The sequence below is a fragment of the Microcoleus sp. Pol17C6 genome, from assembly GCF_036701145.1.
Classification (GTDB): Bacteria; Cyanobacteriota; Cyanobacteriia; order Cyanobacteriales; family Microcoleaceae; genus Microcoleus.
The window spans coordinates 121,798-144,548 of sequence record NZ_JAUBQH010000002.1; the positions used below are offsets into that span (position 1 = coordinate 121,798).

The 22,751-nt window shown below is 44.8% G+C and carries 15 protein-coding genes; 11 read left to right on the plus strand and 4 right to left on the minus strand.

Annotated elements, in window-relative coordinates:
* Positions 1-382: 382 nt before the first annotated feature.
* The 4 genes from QUA25_RS01700 to clpP all read left to right on the plus strand — a co-directional run bounded on the left by QUA25_RS01700 (position 383) and on the right by clpP (position 9,714).
* The gene (locus QUA25_RS01700) at positions 383-4,273 is read left to right on the plus strand and encodes an adenylate/guanylate cyclase domain-containing protein (protein WP_333035080.1); all 3,891 of its coding nucleotides are present in this window, start codon (positions 383-385) and stop codon (positions 4,271-4,273) included.
* 176 nt (positions 4,274-4,449) lie between these two features.
* A complete protein-coding gene (locus QUA25_RS01705; RefSeq protein WP_333035081.1) occupies positions 4,450-6,588 on the plus strand; it encodes a carotenoid oxygenase family protein in 2,139 nt (712 codons plus the stop codon).
* A gap of 119 nt (positions 6,589-6,707) precedes the next feature.
* Entirely contained in the window at positions 6,708-8,837 is a 2,130-nt protein-coding gene (locus tag QUA25_RS01710; RefSeq protein ID WP_333035082.1) for a carotenoid oxygenase family protein, read from the plus strand.
* A gap of 244 nt (positions 8,838-9,081) precedes the next feature.
* Positions 9,082-9,714, plus strand: a complete 633-nt coding sequence (gene clpP, locus QUA25_RS01715; RefSeq protein WP_333035214.1) for an ATP-dependent Clp endopeptidase proteolytic subunit ClpP — start codon at positions 9,082-9,084, stop codon at positions 9,712-9,714.
* A gap of 213 nt (positions 9,715-9,927) precedes the next feature.
* On the opposite strand, the gene QUA25_RS01720 is transcribed toward clpP, so the two are convergent.
* Positions 9,928-10,917 carry a hypothetical protein gene (locus QUA25_RS01720; RefSeq protein ID WP_333035084.1) on the minus strand — a complete coding sequence of 330 codons (990 nt, stop codon included), beginning with the start codon at positions 10,915-10,917 and terminating at the stop codon, positions 9,928-9,930.
* Positions 10,918-11,797: 880 nt separating this feature from the next.
* Here QUA25_RS01720 and QUA25_RS01725 point away from each other — a divergent pair.
* The 4 genes from QUA25_RS01725 to QUA25_RS01740 all read left to right on the plus strand — a co-directional run bounded on the left by QUA25_RS01725 (position 11,798) and on the right by QUA25_RS01740 (position 16,708).
* Positions 11,798-14,164: a ribonuclease R family protein gene (locus QUA25_RS01725; RefSeq protein ID WP_333035216.1), complete on the plus strand. Its 2,367-nt coding sequence runs from the start codon at positions 11,798-11,800 to the stop codon at positions 14,162-14,164.
* 399 nt (positions 14,165-14,563) lie between these two features.
* On the plus strand, positions 14,564-15,181 hold the full coding sequence (locus tag QUA25_RS01730; protein WP_333035085.1) for a flavin prenyltransferase UbiX: 618 nt from the start codon (positions 14,564-14,566) through the stop codon (positions 15,179-15,181).
* A 65-nt stretch (positions 15,182-15,246) separates the two neighbouring features.
* Positions 15,247-16,134 carry a LapA family protein gene (locus QUA25_RS01735; protein ID WP_333035086.1) on the plus strand — a complete coding sequence of 296 codons (888 nt, stop codon included), beginning with the start codon at positions 15,247-15,249 and terminating at the stop codon, positions 16,132-16,134.
* Between the two features lie 22 nt (positions 16,135-16,156).
* On the plus strand, positions 16,157-16,708 hold the full coding sequence (locus QUA25_RS01740; RefSeq protein ID WP_333035087.1) for a shikimate kinase: 552 nt from the start codon (positions 16,157-16,159) through the stop codon (positions 16,706-16,708).
* 932 nt (positions 16,709-17,640) lie between these two features.
* Here the strand turns inward: QUA25_RS01740 and QUA25_RS01745 are convergent.
* Together QUA25_RS01745 and QUA25_RS01750 are read right to left on the minus strand one after the other, a co-directional pair.
* Positions 17,641-18,084 (minus strand): hypothetical protein, encoded by a 444-nt coding sequence (locus QUA25_RS01745; protein WP_333035088.1) that lies wholly within the window; start codon positions 18,082-18,084, stop codon positions 17,641-17,643.
* A gap of 65 nt (positions 18,085-18,149) precedes the next feature.
* The gene (locus QUA25_RS01750) at positions 18,150-18,554 is read right to left on the minus strand and encodes an NIL domain-containing protein (RefSeq protein ID WP_333035090.1); all 405 of its coding nucleotides are present in this window, start codon (positions 18,552-18,554) and stop codon (positions 18,150-18,152) included.
* A 178-nt stretch (positions 18,555-18,732) separates the two neighbouring features.
* Here QUA25_RS01750 and QUA25_RS01755 point away from each other — a divergent pair, with 178 nt between their 5' ends.
* Positions 18,733-19,335, plus strand: a complete 603-nt coding sequence (locus tag QUA25_RS01755) for a thioredoxin family protein (protein ID WP_333035092.1) — start codon at positions 18,733-18,735, stop codon at positions 19,333-19,335.
* Positions 19,336-19,715: 380 nt separating this feature from the next.
* Here the strand turns inward: QUA25_RS01755 and QUA25_RS01760 are convergent, their stop codons facing one another.
* Positions 19,716-20,033, minus strand: a complete 318-nt coding sequence (locus QUA25_RS01760) for a hypothetical protein (RefSeq protein ID WP_333035093.1) — start codon at positions 20,031-20,033, stop codon at positions 19,716-19,718.
* A 508-nt stretch (positions 20,034-20,541) separates the two neighbouring features.
* Here QUA25_RS01760 and QUA25_RS01765 point away from each other — a divergent pair.
* Positions 20,542-21,963: an NB-ARC domain-containing protein gene (locus tag QUA25_RS01765; protein WP_333035094.1), complete on the plus strand. Its 1,422-nt coding sequence runs from the start codon at positions 20,542-20,544 to the stop codon at positions 21,961-21,963.
* Between the two features lie 97 nt (positions 21,964-22,060).
* A complete protein-coding gene (locus tag QUA25_RS01770; protein WP_333035095.1) occupies positions 22,061-22,642 on the plus strand; it encodes a 5-formyltetrahydrofolate cyclo-ligase in 582 nt (193 codons plus the stop codon).
* Positions 22,643-22,751: the final 109 nt, after the last annotated feature.

The following is a 22,751-nucleotide window of genomic DNA, read 5'->3' on the forward strand; positions in this document are numbered from 1 at the left end:
GTTTTGAGCCTGATAGTGCGTAAGTCCTGATTTACTTACATCTTTGTTGATATCAATTCCCTGTTATTGGAGCAGGGGTTGCAATCCGAGGATGTCAGTTAATTAATAATACGTATAATACTATCGCAGGAAGATAAATAGCCTCTATTAGTTAATAAATTAGTTCAACAGCTTGGCGTAAAAAGCCTAACCTTTTCACTTGATATAATGGTTTCATGTTTTTTCCGCAAGCCCTACCTAGATGTTAACTACGCTACGAACGGCTGAAGAAATAGAGCGTATATACATAGATGGGGAATGTTTTCTGTCTTCAGGGTGCGTAATTTGTTAGACTCTTTGAAGTATACCGCCAATTGTACTATTAGTCTCTGTGTGACGAATTATGCCTACTTTTGTTGAAAACCTTGCCAGTTTTTTACCGATTCGTGTCTTAAATTGTTTTGCTGCAGATCCTACTCCTCTTGCTTCTCCGGCTAGTGGGTCTTTTGAGGCAGCAGTGTTATTTGTTGACATCTCTGGTTTTACTGCTCTTACTGAACGTCTTGCTCAAAAAGGTTCTATTGGAGTTGAAGAATTAACGACTCATTTAAATGCTTATTTTGGTCAATTAATTGAATTAATAATAGCACATAAAGGAGATATTATTAAGTTTGCTGGCGATGCTATGTTGGCGATTTGGCCGGCGGAAAGTTTGTCTTTAGATCTAGCGACTTATTGTGCGGCGCAATGTGCTTTGGCGATTTTAAATGATTTGGGTGAATATCAAGCAGCCAATGCCCAGTTGCGATTGCATATTGGTATTGGGGCGGGTAACTTAAAAGAGTTTTACATCGGCGGAACGAATGGCCGATGGGAGTATCTTGTGGCGGGGGAACCTATTGCTCAAGTGGCGCTTGCAGAAACGGCTGCGGGTATAGGTGAAGCTTGTTTGTCGCTGACGGCTTGGGAGTTAATCAAAGACCAGTTTGTGGGAGAATTATTAGCTTCTAATGTGGTGCGGTTGGAGGGATTTAATCTTTTAAAGTCTGTCGCGGATAGAAGGTTTCTAAATGTGGTTGAATCGGCTCCCACCCCGATTTATGATGAGATGCAAGAACGACTGGAAAGATATGTAAGTTTGGGGGTTTTGCAGCGTTTAAAAGTAGGTCAAACTGATTGGTTAGGCGATTTACGACGAGTGAGTGTGATGTTTTTAAATTTGCCTGGGATGGATTATGATGCGGAGGGGGCTTTAGATTTTATTTCAACTATACTTAATGCTATCCAAAATATTTTGCAAGTTTATGAGGGAACTTTAAATAAGTTTTTGGTAGATGATAAAGGTAGTACATTGGTGATTGGTTTTGGTTTGCCGCCGTTTGCCCATGAGGATGATTCGGTGCGTTGTGTGATGGCGGGAATGACGTTATTAGAAAACTTAAGAAGTTTAGGATTGCAACCGAATATAGGGATCGCGACTGGTACTTGTTATAGTGGTGTAATTGGCAGCGAGCAACGTCGAGAATACACGATTATCGGGGCGGTTGTGAATTTAGCGGCGCGATTGATGCAGGCTGCGAAGGACGGAATTTTGTGTGATGAAGGGACGTTTGAGTTTGCCAAAGAAAAAATAGAGTTTGAATCGTTAACTCCCATTAAAGTTAAAGGTATAGAAGAAGTCGTTCAAGTATTTTGTCCGCTTGGGGATGTGCGTAAAGATTTGCCTTGGTGGATGACAGGAAAAACGGAAAAGTCGATTGTGGGGCGGGAAAAAGAACGGTTGTTGTTAGGGAAGAAATTAGAGCAGTTGAAAGCGGGTATTTCTGGAGTGGTTATGATTTGTGGGGAGGCAGGAATTGGCAAGTCTTGCTTGATAGAAAATTTGCTTTTGCAAGCGCAAGAATTGGGGGTCGGAAGTTTGGTTGGTGCGGGGGATGCGATCGCTCGATCGAAGCCTTATCATGCTTGGAACGAGGTATTTAGTCACTTGTGGGATTTGTCTTTTTTACCCGATTTAGAGGCGAAAAAACGTCAGGTTTTAGATTTATTGGAGGATGAACCGCAATGGTTGGAAAAAGCGCCACTTTTAAATGGGGTTTTGGGTTTAGATTTGCCGGATACAGAGGTATCGGCTGGGTTGGTGGGGCAGCAACGGGCGGAAGCGACGCGGGATTTGTTGGTGCAATTGTTGCAGGATTCGGTCAATCGCTCTCCTAAGTTGCTTGTTTTCGAGGATGCCCATTGGTTGGATTCGTCAAGTTGGGCGCTGATTTTGGCGGTGGCGCAGAAGGTGAAGCGCTTGTTATTGGTGATAGGGACGAGACCAATGGGTGAGCCGATGCCGGAGGAATACGATCGAGTGCTGATGATAGAAGGGGTAGAACAGTTGCATTTGGAAGCAATGCCGGCTACAGATACGCGACTGTTTTTGTCTCAGCGTTTGGGGGTAAAAAGTTTGCCCGATCGCGTGGTGGAGTTAATTGAGAAAAAAACAGAAGGAAATCCGTTTTTTAGTGAGGAATTGGCTTATGGTTTGCGCGAGGCGGGGGTGATAGAAATTCATGATGGGGAGTGTCGGATTGCTGCGGGGGTTGGTAATTTGAGTGAGCTAAAGTTTCCTGCTACGGTGCAGGGGGTGATTGCTTCGCGGATCGATCGGCTTTCTCCTAGTGAACAGCTTACATTGAAAGTGGCGAGCGTGATTGGTAGGTCTTTTGGATTTCAGTTGTTGCGAGATATTCATCCTATTGAGGGGGATAAGCCTGAGTTGGCTAATTATTTGATGAAGTTACAGCGGTTCGATCTTACCCCGATGGAGACGCCGGAGCCGGATTTGGGGTATATGTTTAAGCATATTATTACTCAGGAAGTGGCTTATGGTTTGATGTTGTACTCGCAGCGCCGGCAAGTTCATGAATTTTTGGCGTTGTGGTATGAAAGAAGTGATGAAGAGTTGTCGGGGTTTTATGCGATTTTGGCACATCATTGGAGTAAAGCGGGGGTTGCAGAAAAGGCGATTTTTTATTTAGAAAAGGCGGGGGAGCAGGCGGTGCGGGCGCACGCTTTGCGGGAGGCGCTAGGGTTGTTTACAGAGGCGTTGCAGTGGTTAGAAACCTTGCCGGGTACGGTGGAGAGAAAAGAGCAAGAATTGCGGTTGCACATAGCTTTGGGTGCGCCGCTAACGGCAATTAAAGGTTATGGTTCGCCTGAATTAATTAACACTTTTACCAGAGCGCGGGAATTGGCGCAAGAGCTCGGAGAAACAGCTAATTTTTTTCCGATGTTGTGGGGGTTATTTGCAGCGCATATTGGACAAGGAGATACAAAAACCGCCGGAGAATTAGCACAACAACTTCTTTGTCTAGCAGACAATTCCGAAGATTCGGGAATGCAGGTAACTGCTCATCATTCTATGGGTGCGAACTTACTTTATATGGGAGATTTAGTTCAGGCTCAATTTCACCTAGAACGGTCTTTATTCTATTACGATGATCAAAAACATTCCTCCCTTGCTTTTATTTATGGACAAGATTCGGGGGTAGCGAATTTTGCTCTTCTATCAATATGCTTGTGGTTACGTGGTTATGGTCGGCAAGCTCTTGAGAAAAAGGAACAATCATTGAGTTTAGCTAGAAAGATAGGACACCCGTTTTCTTTGGCCCTTGCTTATTTCTATGAAACTCAGATTTATCACTACTTACAAAATCTACCTAGTACCCAAAAATATGGGAAAATGACAATTAATTTCTGCATGGAAAACGAGTTTTATTTCTGGGGGACTTTGACGAGTATTGTCGTGGGTTCGGCAAACCAGCAGTCAGGAGAAATCGAGTTAGGTTTGAGACAAATGCAGCAAAATTTAACAGCTTATTTAAGCCTGGGGACAAGATTAGGACAAATTTATTATATGATGTTGACGGCTATCGGTTATCTGAATGCTGGTTTGGTGGAAGAATGTGTAAGCTTGATTGATAAAGGTTTGGAATTAGCAGACCCAACGGGCGCTTATTGGAAAGCCGAACTCTACCGGATCAAAGGTGAAGCGTTAATTATGCAATCAAAAGATGCAGAGGCGGAAATTTGTTTTCATAAAGCGCTTGAAGTTGCTCATTCTCAGGGTGCCGTGTCTTTGGAACGACGGGCAATTATAAGTTTAAGCGAATTTTTACACCGGTGTGGCAAAACCGAAGCTGCACAACAGTTTATGACACAGCTCGATCTAAATGCTGAAGAATTTGACCCAGTGGATCGTAAAAAGGGGATGACATTGCTTGCAGCGATCGGTTATTGTTGAGCTATGCAGCCAGATGGCTGCTTAAACTATAGTTTTCTCATCTTTTCACTAGAATTATAACCATGACTCAACCCACTCTCAAAGCGACTGAAAGTTTAGATAATGTTTCTAGTCAGTCGGATAAATCACATTTTCCGCAGGCGATGTTGTCTGTGAGTCGAGAAGAATTTGATGCTTTGCAATTGACGGTAAAACAAGGGCTAACAGAAATCTCTACTGAACTGCCACCAGATTTAACAGGATATGTCTTTATTGTGGGACCGGCAGGTTCGGTTGATTCGCCCCCCAAAAAACCCAATTCTCCACACATTGTTGACCCCAGTACAAATGGCTGGACTCCTCTATATAACGGCGATGGAATGCTTTACCGCATTGGGTTTGAAAATGGCAAGGCTCATTTGAAAACACGCATTGCCAAACCCCTTAGTTATTGGGCAGATAAATATACTTATGAAAATTCCAACTATGCAAATTTAGGCTTTAAAGATTTTGGCATTGCCCGTGCTTCTCTGGCTTTGGGGGTTACTTCCCAACTCAGTGTTACATTAACGCCTTTTAAAAAATACCAAGCCGATCCTTATCGTTTGTTAATTACTGTGGATATGGGCCGCTCTTACGAAGTTGACCCAAACACTATGGAAGTGGTACAGCCAATAGGTTTAATTAAAGATTGGAAAGCTGTGAACCCGCTGTTTCCCAAGCAACCTTTTCCGCTGAGTATGAGTTGCGCTCATCCGTGTTTTGACTATAGCACGGGAGAGTTATTTACAATTAATTTAGGTCGCTCAATCTCTTCATTTTTACCAACTTTGCGACAATTTCTTTACCAGCTACGGATTTTAACGAAACCTTTGAAGAAATCTTTAGGGTCAAAGAAGACAACCAGTCCTCTGGATGGGTTCATAGAATGGCTGAGCAACTTATACAAAAATATCCTCAAAGCGTTTTTAAGTTTAGGCAAAGCGATTTATCAACTCATCGAAAAGATATACAAAACTGTCCTGCAAATATTGAACGCCTTTGCTAAGGATGATTTTGTTGAATTAGTGTGTTGGCGGGGAGAAGAAAACTTTGACAGGTGGAAAGTCGTTTTACCCAATGGCAAGCCGATTAAAGTCAAACAAACCTTGCACCAGATGGGTCTGACTAAAAATTACATTGTTTTGGCAGATACAGCGTTTAAAATTGCTTTAGAAGAACTTTTATTTGCTGAACATTGGGAATTAATTGAAGAAATAGAATTTTTGATTCGAGAGTTAACAGACATTCCCCAATTAGCAGATACAAAAGTGTGGATTGTTCCTCGGGAAAAATTAATACCTGGAGAGAAAACAGTCACAGCGCACGAAGTTATTATCCCTCGCGAAATTGCTCATTATGTCGTTGAATATGAAGATGCAGATGGCATTGTTATACATACGGTTCATAGTTGTGCTTGTGATGCGGCGGAGACAATTCGCCGTTTTGATAAGTCAGTCTATAGCGATGTCGAAATCAATAACCGAATGCGAAGTTTACCCGGCGTTTTAGTGAGTGGGATGGACGTGGGTATCATTGGATGTCATGTTATTGACCCTGCAAAACTCCCTAGTTCTGATGCTGTGAGATCCTGTTTAATTGAACGTGATTTTAGTTGGGGAGATCCGGTGTATGCCTATAGGGAAATGACGCTGAAGCAGCCCGAAAAAATTGATGATATTTACTGGATCTTTTTTGGAGCCTGGGAAGAACTGTTGCCGCAGTTTGTTGGGGATATTTATAAGGATTATAAATATCGTAAATTCCCCATCAGTAAAGTGAAAGCCATCAGCCAAGAAGGCAGAGCAAGTACGTTATGTCGGGTTCATGTTGATCGCAAAAAGAATGGTCAGCAAGGCTTAGAAATTGAACTGACCACGCCAGATTATTATGAGTTTCCGGCAGGTCATTTCGCCAACTCTCCCCAGTTTGTGCCGCGTCAGGGAGGGGATAGCAGTTCAACAGATGGTTATCTGATTTGTGTGGTTCTTTCGGATCGTAATGATGGCTCTAATAACAGTGAACTTTGGCTGTTTGATGCCGCAAATTTAAAGAGTGGCCCCAAATACAGGCTGTGTAGTGAACAAATCAATATTGGGTTTACAATTCACACAACTTGGTTGCCAGAAGTAGTTTCGCCGCCAAAGTCAGATTACAATGTGCGAGAGGATTATGAGCCGGTGGTGTCGGAACTTGTGAATAAATATTTGCAGTCAAGGGATGGAGACACAAAGAAAATGGGTGAGGACATTCGAGCGTTGTTTGATGAAATTTACCAGCGATTTGAGGGCAAATAAAAATCTTTAAATTCAGCAATTTTTGCGAATTTTTTTTATGGTAATTTTCGGGGTAGGGTTGGGTTTTCACACGGTAAACCCAGCCTAATCTGTACACAACTACAAGTTTTTATGTGACCATGAATACTCAAATGAACCCTGCTTTTTCAGAGATGACGAAAAACTACCCTCTGTATGTACCACAAGCAGTAATGGTGGCGAAGCGGTGTGAATTAACCGAGCTTGAGCTAAATATTATTGAGGGAAAATTACCGGAGGATTTGCAAGGTCATGTGTTTATTGTGGCACCGGCTGGCTCGGTTGATTCTCGTGGTTTACCCTATCCTGATGGAACTCCAATTTTCAACGGCGATGGCATGATTTATCGCATTGATTTTAATACTCAACAACCAGCAAAAATCACGACACGAATTGCAAAAACTCCTTGTTATTATGCCGATGAAGCAACAAAACGCGGAAGCGAATATCACAAATATGGGTTTCAAAATCACGGACTCACTCGTTTTTCTATGGCGTTGGGAGTTCGCAATCAATTAAACACGGCATTTGTGAAATTTAAAACCTCTGAAGATACAAATGACCGGCTGTTAGTTACTTATGATGCAGGTCGTCCTTATGAAATTGATACGGAAACTTTGGAAGTTGTAACGCCGGTGGGTGCTAATGCAGAGTGGCGGCCTGAAGTTTCTTTATCTATGCCATTTGGGCCAGTCTTGAGTACGGCGCATCCTTTTTTTGATGCGGAAACCCAGGAAATGTTTACGGTGAATTATGGCAGATCAATGGGGAATTTCATGCAAGCAATTCCGTTTATTTATGAGGCAGAAAAGCTACCTCATGCCATCAAAAAACTTTTAGAATTGATTTTCAATTTTCTCAATACCCTAAACGTTATTAAGTTTTTACTTAACTGGATTGCTAAAATTATTTGGGAGGCTTTTAAGTTAATTAGTAGCCTTTTTGAAAATGTTTTCAAATTTAAAATGCAAAATTTCGTTTATTTAATGCGCTGGAATGGTAGCGGCCATATTGAACGATGGAAATTGGTTTTGCAGGATCGTTCCCCGGTGGTTATCCACCAAAGTCTGCATCAAATAGCTGTGACTCGTAACTATGTGATTTTGATGGATACAGCGTTTGGTGTTGGGATAGCGGAAATTTTTAATAACCCACTTCCCAACAGAAAACAAACAGAAAACTTTCTGAGAGATATTTTATCGCGTCCACTTTCTCCCGATTCTTATGTGTACATTGTCCGCCGCGAACGACTGATAGGAGGACAGCAACCGGCTTATTCTAAACAAGAAGTTGAAGTTGTGGCAAAACAAGTAGTAATTCCTCTTGAAGCCTTTCATTTTGCGGCTGATTATGACGATTCAAACGGAAAAATAACGCTCCATATAGGACATATTTGTGCTGCGGATTCGGGGGAGTGGTTGCGTAGTTTTGACTCTGGGGCTGATAGCGCAGAAACATCTGTACCGCCACGCTTGTATGGAATGCTCAGTGGTGAGGCAGATATTAGCCGGCTGGGACGTTATGTTATTGATGTAGAAAGTGGACAAGTGGTTGAATCAAATGTCATTTCAGATGATAAGTTAACGTGGGGTATGGCGCTGAACACCTATTGCGATACATTGCCATCTGGTAAAACTGCTGAAAAAATAAAAAATATATACTGGAATTCGGATGGATTCTGGCCTGAATTGCTAACAAAATTTATTTTAAACTTGTATAAAGACTATAAATATCGAGTGGTGTCAAATGAGGATTTGCTAAAACTTTTAGATCGACAGGAAGGAAAGCCCGCTTGTTTGTTGCGCCTCGACACTCAAGAAATGAAAATAGCTGATGCGTTTGTGTTTATGCCAGAAATTGAAGCCGATAATAAAGCCCAAGGATACATGATAAACTCCCCGCAATTTGTCCCGCGTGCAGGGGGAAATGGAGATTCGACAGATGGCTATATTGTCTGTACAATTTACTTGAAAAACTCGTCAGAAATTTGGGTTTTTGATGCAAAAAACTTGGTCGGGGGGCCGATTTGTAAGTTAGGTCATCCTGAATTAAAATTTGGGTTTACGCTACACACAGCTTGGTTACCAAAAATTGCTAAACGCACAGCAAGTTATAATATTTCTGTTGAGGAAGATTATAAAGATGTAGTTGCACAGCAGTCGGCAGAAATTCAAGAATTATTTGAGAAGGAAATTTACCCGCATTTTAAATCGAAAAACCCCTTAGTTTGAAGTCTGATAAGGACAGATTGACATCCTCCCCGGCGTCAGCGCACGGGGATTCCTAAGAATCGCTGACTTAGGTTTCTGCTTCGTAATAGATCGCCCTTGGATCGGAAATCCGATCGCAACCCCGCCACAATTTCCCCAAATGACCGCCCCAATCCCTTCCAACTAAAGGATTTTGCCGATTTCTCGATCGCGCGCCACCCCTCCCTAACTATAAATGAACCCAAATCGCTAAAATTAAAAAAAGATACGTAATAGGCAGGCCCGGTCAATGATCCCAACCGTTATAGAACAATCCGGTCGCGGCGAACGCGCCTTTGACATTTACTCGCGACTCCTGCGCGATCGCATCGTCTTCTTGGGCCAACAGGTTGACTCAGACTTAGCCAACCTGATCGTTGCCCAATTGCTATTTTTAGACGCCGAAGACCCGGAGAAAGATATTTACCTCTATATCAACTCCCCAGGGGGTTCGGTAACAGCAGGTATGGGCATTTTTGACACCATGAACCACATCCGCCCCGACATTTGCACTATTTGTCTCGGTTTGGCCGCCAGCATGGGCGCTTTTCTGTTGAGTGCCGGCGCTAAAGGCAAGCGGATGAGTTTGCCTCACTCCCGGATTATGATCCACCAACCTCTAGGCGGAGCTCAAGGACAAGCAACCGATATTGAAATTCAGGCCAAAGAAATTTTGTACCACAAGCGCCGCCTGAATGAACATCTTGCCAACCATACCGGTCAGCCCCTTTCCCGCATTGAAGAAGATACCGAACGGGATTTCTTCATGTCGGCTGAAGAAGCAAAGGACTACGGATTAGTCGATCAAGTGATCGATCGCCGTCCTTCCGCCAGCAGACCGATCGCCGCTCTCGTCTAAATAAAAAGTTAAAAATCAAAAATGAGGAAATATTCTTCATTTTTGATTTTTAATTTTTAACAGTCATATAGCAGTTTTCAGTGGAGTGAATTACAGATGCTGGGGCGCATGATACGGCGTCCTAGTTAAGTCCTTACTGTATTTCATACAATTGAAAACTGCTATATGTAGCTTTTTATAAAAAACATCACACCTAGAAACCCTACAGAATTACTAAGGCAAAGATTCGAGATATTGCAGGAAGTCGAGCAATTCTACTTGATTTAAGAAATGGCGCGCTTCTTTGCCATAACCTTGTTTGAGATAATCTTTTCCTTGGTTGGGAGTCCAGCCCAACCGCTTGATTTCCTCAGTGGTTCTGCTGTAGATTTCCAGATATTCTAGAAAATCTACTAACTGTTCGCTAGAAAGCTCTCTCTGGGACGACTTGCCGTAATTTTGTTCGAGACAGTCGCTTTCCTGTTTTTTCTTCCATTGCAGGCGTTTGAGGATGGCGTCTATTTCGGCGATCGTATCCGAATTATCCTCGATCGCATCGCTGGGGATTCCCACTGCGATCGGTTGCAATTCCCTGACTTCGGCCGCACCCTGTAGCAGTTCACTTTGGCTAGAAGTAGGCACATCCAGTTCCTGAAGTGGTTCGCCGTAGCTAGAAGAAAGCCAAGCGTCTGAGTCTAACTGCTTCGGTACAAATCCAGTAGCCTCCGTCCGATCGACCGTTGGCGGCAACGGTTCCGGTACAGGTGCGATCGGCTCTTCATTTAATTTCGCTTCAGTCTTGACAAAATTGCTGTGATCTGTTGGCGGCAACTTGTCAGCAACAGGCATTTCTAGAACCGGGAGAGGAACACTTGTGGGCCCAACAGGAACCGGAACAGCAGCAGGAGGGGGAGGGGGAACAGCAGCAACCGGGGAAACAGCAGCAGGAGGGGGAACAGCAGCAACCGGGGAAACAGCAGCAACCGGAGCCGGATCGACACTCGCGATCGCACGATCGGGCGCAGCAAATCCGAGGACAGCGATCGCTCGCAACCGGGCGCGGTCTTCCGCATCCTCAACAGACTCAGCAGCCGACATAGCAGTAGCAACAGTTTTGCCGTCAACCTGAACCAGACAGCGAACAACAAACTTACCGTTATGAACAGTCAGCAACTCACAGATTAACTGTCCAGCGGGATAAAGGGCGCGAAATTCAGCAAACATAATTTTTTGACCCCGAAACCAGAAGGGGCTTATGACTTAAGTGTAGTACAGCCCAGAGAAAACTATTTTCTGAAAGCACCTATTCAACATACAATAAATTAAAGGTGAGTCATCCGCGCAACCTTTCACGCCACTAAACCCCATCCCACATCCGGCAGTTTAAGCTAACAAGCACCGGGCGTCATTTCTACCTATAGGAGATGGCACAGCAACTAAGCAAAAGTAGTAAAAGTCTCCGGTTTTGTGTACCTTGCACTTTCTACAGCACAGATTGCTCCCGACTCGCTCGTTGCACCTCCGTCCGCAAGGACAGATCGCGTGCAAAAAAACAAGGGCATCGCAGCAGCGAGCTACTAGCAATTTTGCCTTAAAGATCCGGTAAATTCTTTGCTAAAGCAAGAAGCAAGAGGCACTTCAAAAGGAAGAAGGAAGAAGGCAGAAGGAAGAAGGCAGAAGGAAGAAATGCAAATTTTATCCCTCTCCATCCCTCCATCGGCTCATCCTCGACTCAAGCCGTCGCTTTCAGTATCGAGCCATCTTTTAAGAACCGACAGGGGCTTTCTAATTTGCGAAGTGCTCGGCGCTGTTGACCTAAAAGCAAACAAACCAACGCTAAAAAATTGTATTGGGGAATAGCGTGCGGGACAGTTGTCTGCACCGTCAGCAGTCAGTTCAAGACAGACAGCAGACAATTAGCACCAAGCCGGTGTCGGGAGAGAATCTCAAAAAAACCTCGCGATCAAACAAGGTGGCTGTGCTCGCGTCTCCACCTATCAACCCGCGCATTTGTTGGGAAGCAGGCACTACGAGGGCCCGAGGGGGCGCGGCTGATTTCGCCAAAATTAGACTAATTGCTGGAAACAAGAGGATCGATCGCTACATGGAATTTTCTATCGCTGCACTGCTGGCAAATTTTACAGAAGACAAATTAGTGGCTCCCAAAGCATTGGAGAAAAAACTCGACTGCAACGACGCCACCAGTCAACTCAAACTTCAAATCGCATTAGAAGCTCTAGAGAAAATTGGCATATTAGTCAAAGACAAAGGCCGCTATCGCCGAGTAGCTGAAGACGACGTAGTAGAAGCAAAACTGCGCTGTTCTAGCAAAGGATTTTGCTTTGCAATTCAAGACGCCGAAGGCTCAGAAGACGTTTACGTGCGGGAAAGTCACCTTTCGACAGCTTGGAATGGCGATCGAGTATTAGTCAAAATCATCAAAGAAGGTAGCCGCCGCCGATCGCCCGAAGGCGAAGTCATGCTCATCCTCGAACGCGCCAACCCCTCGGTACTCGCGCGAGTCAAGCAAACCGCCACCCCCACCGGCCGCGTCAGCTACAGAGCAATCCCCCTGGACGATCGCCTGTTGTTTGAACTAGACTTGCTCGCAAACGGCACAAATCTCCAAGAGGCGATCGACCACCTAGTACACGTCGAAGTCAAACGCTACCCCCTCGGCACCCACCGCCCAGTCGGCAAAGTAGTACAGGTACTCGGTTCCGACGCCGAAGCCGCTGACGACCTCGACATCGTATGCTGCAAACACGACTTGCCGCGATCGTTCCCCGCCGCCGTCATCAAAGCAGCCGAAAATTTGCCCAGCAAAGTCAAAAAAACCGACATCAAAAAACGCCTAGATTTGCGTAACGTCCTGACTGTTAGCTTCAGCAAAAACGAACCGGGAACAACCAACAGCGAAAACGATGCCCCTAAAGTTGAGAAGGAAAATCTCTCCGAGGGAGGAGCCGAAAACGAGTTCGATCCGACATCGTTCCTCTCCGATCCGCCAGTGGAACGCGCTTTGTCGATCGAAACCCTGAAGCCCGGCCGCTGGCAAATAGGAATCCACATCAGCGACGCCGCCGAGTACGTGCAGCCAGAAACCCCGATCGACCGCGAAGCCCGCAAGCGAGGCACCGCCGCCCATCTGGGAGAAAAAATCATCGCCGTACTGCCAGAAACCCTCAACGAGCGCTGCTCTCTGCTGCCAGATACCGAACGGCTGACCTTCAGCATACTGCTCACGCTAGATGAATCGGGAGAACTCTTAGAATACGAAATTCAAGCCAGCGTCATTCAAATTGACTACCACCTCACCTACCAGCAAGCTCAAGCAATTATCGAACCAGGCGATGCCGAAGATCACCCTTTATCATCCGCCCTCCGTCCTTTCCTCGATCAAATGTCGGCTGCCTCACAGGCTGCCAGAAAGGCAAGGCTCAAGCGGGGAGCTTTTGAACTAAATTTGCCCGATGCTAACTCTCACTTCGACGACGAAGGGGAATTAGGAGCTTTTGCATTCGCTCTCCCCGCCCAGTCGGCTGTCTCCGAGTTGATGGTACTCGCCAACCAAGCTGTCGCCACTCACCTGCAGGCCTTGGGAGTCCCAGCAATCTACCGCGTCCAGCCGATGCCAGACCCGGCAGACATTCAAGAGTTCATCAAACTCTCCAACAACCTCGGAGGCGAACTGTATCTCGAAAGCGAAGAAGAAGTTTTGCCCTTGGACTTCCAGCGATTTACCCAGCAGTTTGCCGGCCTTAAGTCCGAAAGAGTTCTCACCTACCTGCTAGAAGATACGATGAAGCCCGCTGTTTACAGCACAACTCCCAAGCCGCACTTCGGTTTGGCGCTGTCAGAGGGTTACACGCGCTGCACTTCGCCGCTTTCCCGCTACGCCGATTTGTTGATACTGCGGGTGTTGCAAGCGGTGTTCGAGCAAGGCCGCAGCAGCCGCACAACACGGGCTAAGGAAAAAGTTGACTTGCACCATTCCTCCTGTCACGGTCAAATTACTTGGAATGTTCTCCCCCCAGATTTGCACCACGAATTTGAAACAGAGTTTGCATCGGCCGTGGTACACCTGACGGAACGCGAAAGGGTTGCTGAGGATGCCGAAAGCGATTTGCAGGGATTGAAGAAAACCGGATTGATGAAAGAACGCACCGGCCAAACTTTCCAGGGTTTGATTACAGGCGTGCAGTCTTATGGTTTCTTTGTGGAAATTGAGGTGCGGCCGCCGGAGAGCGATATCCTGCGAGTTGAAGGACTGGTACACGTTTCTTCGCTGAAGGATGACTGGTACGAATATCGATCGCGCCAGCAAACTCTGGTGGGTCGCAAAAACCGCAACCAGTACCGTTTGGGCGATCGGGTGGAAGTTCAAGTCAAGAGCGTTGACTACTACCGCCAGCAAATTGATTTAGTTGCAGTTGGCGGCGGCAGTCAAGCTTTTGATGATGATGAATAATCAGTTGACTGTTGACAGTTGACTGTTAATTTTCCTCAATACTTAGTTGTCATTGTCTAGCAACTAAGTATTTAGAGGTGGGCGAAAAACTATACTCAGCAATCATCAAAAAATAATTAATGACTAATATCAAATCCGATAGCATCGGAATTGTAAAATACAGTAAACAGTTAACAATCACTGACGGTGCAACCGGAATTTATATAATTTATCTGCGTTAATCTGTGTTAATCTGCCTATATCTGCGGTAAAAAGAAGAGAATTTATTTACCGCAGATGACAAGGGAGGAACGCTGATTCACGCAGATGAAAATAAGAGATTTATGAATAATTCCGATGGTAACAGAGTTGATATAACAACTAATTACTAACAGTCAACAGTCAACTAAAAAATAACTAATGACGAATAACTACCCCCTGATTGTAGGAGTTACCGGTGCATCGGGACTGATTTATGCGGTGCGAACTCTGAAGTTTATGTTGGAGGCCGATCGCGCGATCGAACTGGTCGCTTCCAAGTCTACTTACATGGTTTGGCAAAGCGAACAGAACACCCGAATGCCCGCAGAGCCGACGCTTCAAGAGGAATTCTGGCGGGAACAAGCAGGAGTAGCCACAATGGGTAAACTTCGGTGCCATCCCTGGCAAGATGTCGGTGCTAATATTGCTAGTGGCTCCTTTCGCACTCAAGGGATGATCGTTATTCCCTGTAGCATGAGTACGCTGGGCAAATTGGCGGCTGGCTTGAGTTCGGATTTACTCGAAAGAGCGGCCGACGTTCAGCTCAAGGAAGGGCGAAAATTGGTACTCGTGCCTCGCGAAACGCCTTTTAGCTTGATTCACCTGCGGAATTTGACTACCTTGGCGGAAGCTGGAGCTAGAATTGTACCAGCGATTCCTGCTTGGTATCACAATCCGCAAACTATTGAAGATTTGGTAGACTTTGTGGTGGCTCGCGCTTTAGACCAGTTGGGGATTGATTGCGTTCCTCTCAAACGCTGGAAGGAAGAAGAGTAATAATTAGTAATTAGTCATTAGTCATTAGTTATTAGTCATTTACAAATTACCAATTAAAATTTGATATGCGACCTGTATTTTTGCTAGTAATTGTGGTGGGGCTGACTATTTTTGCCCTGCAAAATGTGGAGCCAGCATTATCTCTGGTATTTTTGGGAATTCGATCGCCTGCTGTGCCCTTATCTATCTGGATTTTGGTGAGCATGGCGGTGGGAGCTCTCACATCTTTATTGATTTCTGGTTTGCTGGCTTTTTCAAATTACCTATCTTCAACGCGAACCCGCACCGGCCGATCCAGTCGCAGCCGTCCCGATACTTTCCCCGAAGACGGGAGAACACCTTACACGCCACCTCCCCCTCCTAGAAAACAGGAAATTGACCCGGATCTGAATAGGGAAAATAGCCAAACTCAGGCTGCTGGTTCTTACCGAACAGACTACGGTACGCCGGCCGGTTACAGTTCCCGGACTTTCCTGCAAGAAACTCCGAACCCGGATGGGGCGAAGAATTACGCTCAACCGGGGACTTATGCAGCAGCAGACGATGAGGACGATTGGGTCTCAGATGGCTCAAAATCAGGCTCTCAAGGGGGTGATGACGATTGGGGGGACGATCGTGATTTTCCCGATCGACCGCAGGTAAATGATGTTCCAGCGGCAAATCCGAGGGCTTACGAAGCTCAGCAGGAACCGAAAAGCAAATCTTGGGCTGGCTCAGTATATTCTTACGGCTATAGAGATCCGAGCCAGTCTGGGGTGGGGCAAACTGAGGCTGTATACGATGCGGAGTATCGAGTGCTGGTTCCTCCGGGAGGGGATATTCCTAAACCCGCTGATGAAGCACCAATAAATCCTCTTGCAGAAGCAGAGGATGATTGGGGATTGGATGAGGGTGATGAGTTTGAGGACGATGATGGCCTCAGTGGCGGATCATCGATTAACCTGAAAAAATAGAAAAATATCGGAGGATTTGGCAGTGGATGGGTTGAGGGGAGTAAATATCTATCTTGTCGGGATGATGGGTGCGGGGAAAACAACGGTAGGGCGGATTTTGGCAAAAAAATTAAAATACCGTTTTTTTGATACTGATGAACTAATTGTTCGAGTTGCTAATCAGTCAATTGCTGAGATTTTCGATCGAGAAGGGGAAGAGGCTTTTCGGGAACTAGAAACTAAAGTGCTGGGGGAATTGTCTGCGTATCAAAATTCGGTCGTGGCTACGGGCGGCGGCATTGTGACGCGATCGATGAATTGGGGTTACTTGCACTACGGTGTAGTAGTTTGGTTGGATGTGCCTGTGGATCAATTGTACGATCGACTGCGTTCGGACACCGCTCGACCCCTACTGCAGGAGGGCGAGATCAAATCTAAGCTGCAAAGCCTTTTGAAAGAGCGAGAGCGTTTCTACACTCAAGCAGATGTCCGAGTCTATGCTGGTGTGGGGGAAAGGCCTGAAGCAGTGGCGACTAGGGCGATCGAGGAAATCCAAAAAGTTATCAAACCAGAAACCGGGCCTGATCTCAATTGATACATTCAGAAACCGAGTTTCTAAGAAAATAACAGGTTTCTGAGGACTTTTGATACCAGTTAAAAAAATAATGCAACTATACGCAAGCTCCAAACCACAAGCTTCATCAGTCATTCCCAAAATCTAAAATCTAAAATGGTATGACTTCGGTGAAAATACTGATTTTTGTCACAGTGTATCCGTTTAACCACCCCATCTTTTGAAATCCACCGGGTTTGAGTGGATGTGAGGCGTAACTTTTATAAGTATGAGGATGTGGCGATCAGGAAATTTTATACAACAACTAATGGCAGACTCATCTGATGCGCTAAATTCGGCTATTGAGTTCTCCCTAAAAATAAAAGGGCCCCACCGCTGAAGGGCTGTAGGGCGCAAGGACAGTTAAACGCTAACTTGATTGTCGGGAAATTTAGCATCAATGCTATCCTCCTATGTGACGATTTTACGATCGTCCATTCACTCATTAACTCTCCCGTATCAAAAAATGTAACCCAGCACCGATCGAATTCCACCTGCCCTATTCTAAAAACAATACCTCATGCATTCTGACTAGCAGCTCCCTAAAGCTGCTTTTTTATTGCGATAAGTTTTTGGGTGCGGGACTTGCGGGATCTTGGCAATAACATTTTGAGCAAAAGTCGCTACAGTTCAATACTGCCATAGGGGTTTTCAGTTCCACCCCAGGTTTGTCGGTAATTGGTAATTAGTAATTAGTAATTGGGAATTAGTAACCCGCAACGGGGAATCGGCAATTGAGATGCTGTACCTCACCAGGCTTGAAAACTGCTATGATTACGGCGCGGAACGGGGAATTAATCCGGTGGGGGATTGAAAAAAAATAAGCTGTATTTATTGAGGGGCGATCTGATAGTTTTCGGCTAAATATCCGTTGCGAGTTATAGAATTTGGTTGGATGAATTTCCCGTTCCTCATTAAGAGAATACGATCCTGCCTGTCCTTGACCAAAACTCGATCGCTCCGCCCAACCCCACACCTGTTAAAGAAATGGTAGCTAATACCGCAAAAGCCCGCCAATTCTTCCAACCAGACATTTGAATATCGAGTCTTGCCAAAGCTCCGGCTGAAATCAAGAGTAAACAAGTAGCAAAAAGGTGCATCCAGGCAAAAACTACCACTGCCACAAAAGCTCCTACAATAATAGAAAGAAAAGCACCAATATCACTCGAAAACCACCGCAAAATTAAGGCCTTTATGCCTCTCAGAGGGAACGCCAAGGCGACAGCCAACACTAAAATTGAAGCTATGGCTAGAAACCAAGTCAGGTGCGGTGGAACATCAAACTCCGATAATTTCCAGCCCAAAGTGAAATAAGTAACAAAAAGTAGAGTTAGGGAAACCCAAGAGTTTTTTTTCATCCAATGGCACAATTAGGAGAAGCAGGCAAAAAAAAGATGATGATCCCGATGAGTTTGTACAGTGTCTAGAGGTTAGTAGAAATAGCTTGCACCGGACAAGTGGGGATGCACTGCTCGCAAACGATACACCGCGATCGAGCAAAACTTAGTTTAAGGCTTTCTGGGTCAAGGGTCAAGGCTTCTGTCGGGCAAACTCCCGTACACAAACCGCAGTGAACGCAGATATCTTCGTCTATGAGTATTTCCCGACTGGCTAGGGAAACGCCGATATTTTGCGATCGCATCCAGTCGATCGCCGCTTCTAGTTGGTCGATATCCCCTGATAACTCTAGCACCAGTTTGCCCACTTGATTCGGAGCTACCTGAGCACGGATAATGTTGGCTGCAACATTAAAATCCTTTGCCAGTCGATAGGTGACAGGCATTTGGATCGATCGTTGAGGAAACGTCAGTGTTACCCGTTTTTTCACCCTGCAAGTCCTCGGTAATTTACAAACAATCTTTGTTATCTTATGTTTTAGCGCACTTAGTCTAATTACTGCCTTTAGCACAATTTTTTATGAGATGGGTCTGATTATCTCAAAATGTGGTATAATCTGAATCTAATATTTAAAATAAAAACATAGAAATCAAAGCGCCATTTATTTTATGACCCAGAATTCCCCCAAGTCAACTGTTGCCCCCGCCGCCCCAAATCCCGAAACAAAAGTCGCCACGCGCCTCAGAAACTTATTGATCGTGTTAACAGCGATCGCCCTTTCAATATCCATCTTCTTCGGGCTGCAAACCCAAACGCCGTCAAGCAGTCTCACCGACATGGCAAAAGCTTCAACGCCATTAGAAACAGCTTTGGTAAATGGCAAACCGACACTCATGGAATTTTATGCTAATTGGTGCGGTAGCTGTCAGGCAATGGCTAAAGATCTGAGCGAAATAAAACAGAAATACGCCGAACCGATGAATTTTGTGATGCTGAATGTAGACAATGACAAATGGCTGCCAGAAATCACAAAATATCGAGTAGATGGCATTCCGCACTTTGTCTATTTGAACGATAAAGGCAGCCCCGTTGCGGAAACGATGGGCGAAATGCCGCGCAGTATTATGGAAGCTAACTTAGAAGCTTTAATTGCAGGAAAACCTCTGCCACACGTCCAAGCAGGCGGTCAAGTTTCTAATTTTACTCCCCCCACAGGGCCTGTGAAAACAAGTAGCTCTGACCCCCGCGCCCACGGATCTCAAGTACAGTAAAAGAAGTCATTAGTCATTAGTCAGTAGTCAGTAGGAATAAGAGGCGTTGCTGATTTACCTTATGAAAGGCTAAATATGCCAGTCATAGAAACCAGTATTGACACAGCTTGCGGATTTTCAACTTAATTTTTTCATACCCTGATTAAGCAACGCTTTAAGTTCAAGTTATGATAAGGCTCACTCGTGGCTAGTGGAAGATGAATATCAGCGAGGTGATAGTAGGCTTTTAGCCTCGGCAATAGTTTGAGACTGTGATATTATGAGGGCGATCGCACCTGACCCAAACCCTACAGTTTTCTTGCTGGAGAAGCTGAGCAGCAAAGTGCGATCGCGTAAGTGGGAAGGTATGGTTAATTCCCTGAAAAGCTGGGGGACTCAATTTAAAATGCCAGCAAGAAAGCGCCGATCATTTGTAAGATATGGATGACAAACTCAATAGACAGTCCCAGTGAGCCGGCCAAGGAGCCGATGGCTGTCGCTATTTCCGTAACACCGGCACCTGAACTGATTAAAGCTATCAACTGGCTAATAATTTCAATAACAGTGGGTACGCTAGTAACCAAGCCAAATAGAGCCGCAACAGAAACAGATCCCACTTTGAGAGCTTCGAGTAGTGCCGTTAGCTGCACGATCGCGTCTGGCCCTTGGGTGTGAATGTAATCTAAAATTTGTGTGATTGCTGCTACAAGTGCATCCATGCTTATTTCCTTTTAGCGTCAAATACCTACGATAAATCAATACTCTTAGTCAACTAACTGAAAAAGCAGTTCAAAAAATAGTCGAATTATTTCAAACCCACTCAAATCCTTTCTCATATCGATACGAGGCAAAAAAACGACTATTTATTAGCTTTAACCCGTAATTTTTCTCACAATTCTTCTATGCTTATCAATGACATCAGCAAACTCTTTGATCGTCTACTTTTGCTCTTGGGACAGCGGACATTTCAGCTTGGGTTCTTTTTTTTGTTTGTCAGCCATGAGCTTAATACTCCTATGTTTTGCTATAGTTTATTAGCGGAAAATGCTTGCTTATCTTTGGATAATATCATTATATTTATAGTGATGTCCAGTCATAAAAAGTCAGAAAATGTAAGTTATTTTACCTGACGCTAACTCTCAAAAAAAGTCAAATGTTGCCATCCATGTCAGAAAATGTCATAAAATAGCAGGTATAATAGGCTAAACCCCTAAACTTAACTCACCGATGGACGTTAAAGAAGTCTTGAGATTTGCCGACGACCTGGTTTTCGCTAAGACGGGAGAACATTTGGAGGATTTGCAAGAAGCTATCTTGGGGGGTGTATGGGAAGGTCAAAAATACTCTCAAATCGCAGAAGCATCGCATTGTAGCGAAGGTCACGTCAGGAATGTAGCTTCAAAATTATGGAAGCGTTTATCAAATGTATTAGATGAAGAAGTCACTCCATCCAATTTACGATCGACACTGGAGAGACGACAATTATTCATCATTTCATCAAATTCGGGAAACGATTTTTTTATTGGTAATGTCAATGTCTGTAAGGATAGTCAATCTTCAGAATATCCAGAAAAGCGATCGCCCTCAACCCCCACCTCAGACACCTCCCAACCCCAAACCAGACTAGACTTAGCAGACGCACCTCATATTTCATCATTGTGCGATTCGCCTGATGGCGATAGCTTCGCTTCACGCACATCCGAACTCGCCACCCTCGAAAAATCGATCGTTCAAGACAAGTGCAACCTTGCAGCCATATTAGGAATAAGTGGCATCGGCAAAACCGCACTTTCCCTCCACCTCACCCAAAAAATTCAGCATAACTTTGAATACGTCATCTGGCGAAGTCTCCGCCACTCCCCACCGTTAGAAACTACCCTAAAAAATCTCCTAGAATTTCTCTTAAATAAACCAGAAATCGAACTCCCTAGCAGCATTCCCGATCGCCTTTCCCAATTAATGGAATATCTGCGAAAAACCCGCTGTCTCATTATCCTCGACGACGTGCAAACCATTCTCAGCAGCGGAAAATTAGCAGGAAATTACCGCCCCGAATGCGAAAATTACAGCATCCTATTCAGACAAATCGGAGAAACAACCCACAACAGTTGCTTAATCCTCAACAGTTGGGAACCACCCAGAGAAATTACCGCGTTAAAAGGTGAAAATTCACAAGTTCGCAGCTTACAACTCAAAGGCATTGGTACAGCAGCCGCCAAAATTTTCCGACAAAAAAGTTTACTCAATCCCGAAACATGGGAAAACCTAATTAACACCTACCGAGGCAATCCATTGTGGTTAAAAATAGTCGCCACTACCATTCAAGAAATATTCCGAGGTAGGGTTGCAGAATTTTTAAAATATGATATGCTATTTTTAGGGGAAGAATTGGCGGCAAACTTGCACCCGCAGATAAATCGTTTGTCAGAATTAGAGAAAAACCTCATCTCCCGCCTCAGCGGCGAAGCAAATTCAGTTTCAATAGAGCAATTACTACAAGATGCCGATTTATCGCCCCCTGAGTTATTCAACGGGCTGCAATCTTTGGGGAGGCGATCGTTAATTGAAATAGAAGAAATGGAGAATGAAACGCTATTCAGCGTTTGTCCTGTGGTGAGACAATATGTAATATCAAATCTAGTTAATTAGCCACGAGCTCTGTAGGAAGACGGCAATGCCGTGTCTTCAAAATGGGAGACACGGCATTGCCGTCTTCCTAGCCGCAGCTATGATTTAATATGAAATTATGAATACTGCTGAACCTTCATTAACTAAAACCGAATTAAGAAAATCGCTCCTCAACACTCGCAAAACCCTATCAGCACAAGAATGGAGACAAAAGAGCGATCGCATCTGCAATCATCTCCAAAACTCGCCCCTATTCACCCAAGCAAAAACAATCCTCGCCTATTTCAGTTGTCGCCAAGAACCAGATTTAAGTCCCCTATTTGTAACTCCCCGCAAATGGGGATTTTCCCGCTGTGTAGGCAAAGAGCTATCCTGGCACATCTGGCAGCCCGGAGAGGCTTTACATACTGGAGCTTATGGCATACTCGAACCCCTGCCGGATGCTCCTAAAATAGACCACTCAGAAGTAGATTTAATGCTCGTACCCTCAGTAGGCTGCGATGTGCGTGGCTATCGCTTGGGCTACGGCGGTGGCTATTACGATCGAATGCTTAGTTTAGCTGAGTGGGAATCAAAAGTTACGATCGCCACAATCTTTGAATTTGCCTTGCTGGCCCAACTACCCGTTGACTCCTGGGACAAACCGGTGCGCGGAATTTGCACGGAAAGCGGGTTAAAAATAATACAGCAAAAATCTTAAAGGTCGATCGAGCAATAAATTTTCAGAAATTATCCCTAGATCCATGTTTATATATATTCTATTTAGGACTTGCACAAGTCTTTTTGAATCTAGAATCTAAAACCTAAAA

Excerpts from the sequence above, each read along its gene's own strand:
- QUA25_RS01700 (WP_333035080.1), top strand. The coding sequence starts at position 383 with ATGCCTACTTTTGTTGAAAACCTTGCCAGTTTTTTACCGATTCGTGTC.
- QUA25_RS01710 (WP_333035082.1), top strand. The coding sequence starts at position 6,708 with ATGAATACTCAAATGAACCCTGCTTTTTCAGAGATGACGAAAAACTAC.
- QUA25_RS01720 (WP_333035084.1), bottom strand. The coding sequence starts at position 10,917 with ATGTTTGCTGAATTTCGCGCCCTTTATCCCGCTGGACAGTTAATCTGT.
- QUA25_RS01725 (WP_333035216.1), top strand. The coding sequence starts at position 11,798 with ATGGAATTTTCTATCGCTGCACTGCTGGCAAATTTTACAGAAGACAAA.
- QUA25_RS01730 (WP_333035085.1), top strand. The coding sequence starts at position 14,564 with ATGACGAATAACTACCCCCTGATTGTAGGAGTTACCGGTGCATCGGGA.
- QUA25_RS01735 (WP_333035086.1), top strand. The coding sequence starts at position 15,247 with ATGCGACCTGTATTTTTGCTAGTAATTGTGGTGGGGCTGACTATTTTT.
- QUA25_RS01745 (WP_333035088.1), bottom strand. The coding sequence starts at position 18,084 with ATGAAAAAAAACTCTTGGGTTTCCCTAACTCTACTTTTTGTTACTTAT.
- QUA25_RS01755 (WP_333035092.1), top strand. The coding sequence starts at position 18,733 with ATGACCCAGAATTCCCCCAAGTCAACTGTTGCCCCCGCCGCCCCAAAT.
- QUA25_RS01760 (WP_333035093.1), bottom strand. The coding sequence starts at position 20,033 with ATGGATGCACTTGTAGCAGCAATCACACAAATTTTAGATTACATTCAC.
- QUA25_RS01765 (WP_333035094.1), top strand. The coding sequence starts at position 20,542 with ATGGACGTTAAAGAAGTCTTGAGATTTGCCGACGACCTGGTTTTCGCT.
- QUA25_RS01770 (WP_333035095.1), top strand. The coding sequence starts at position 22,061 with ATGAATACTGCTGAACCTTCATTAACTAAAACCGAATTAAGAAAATCG.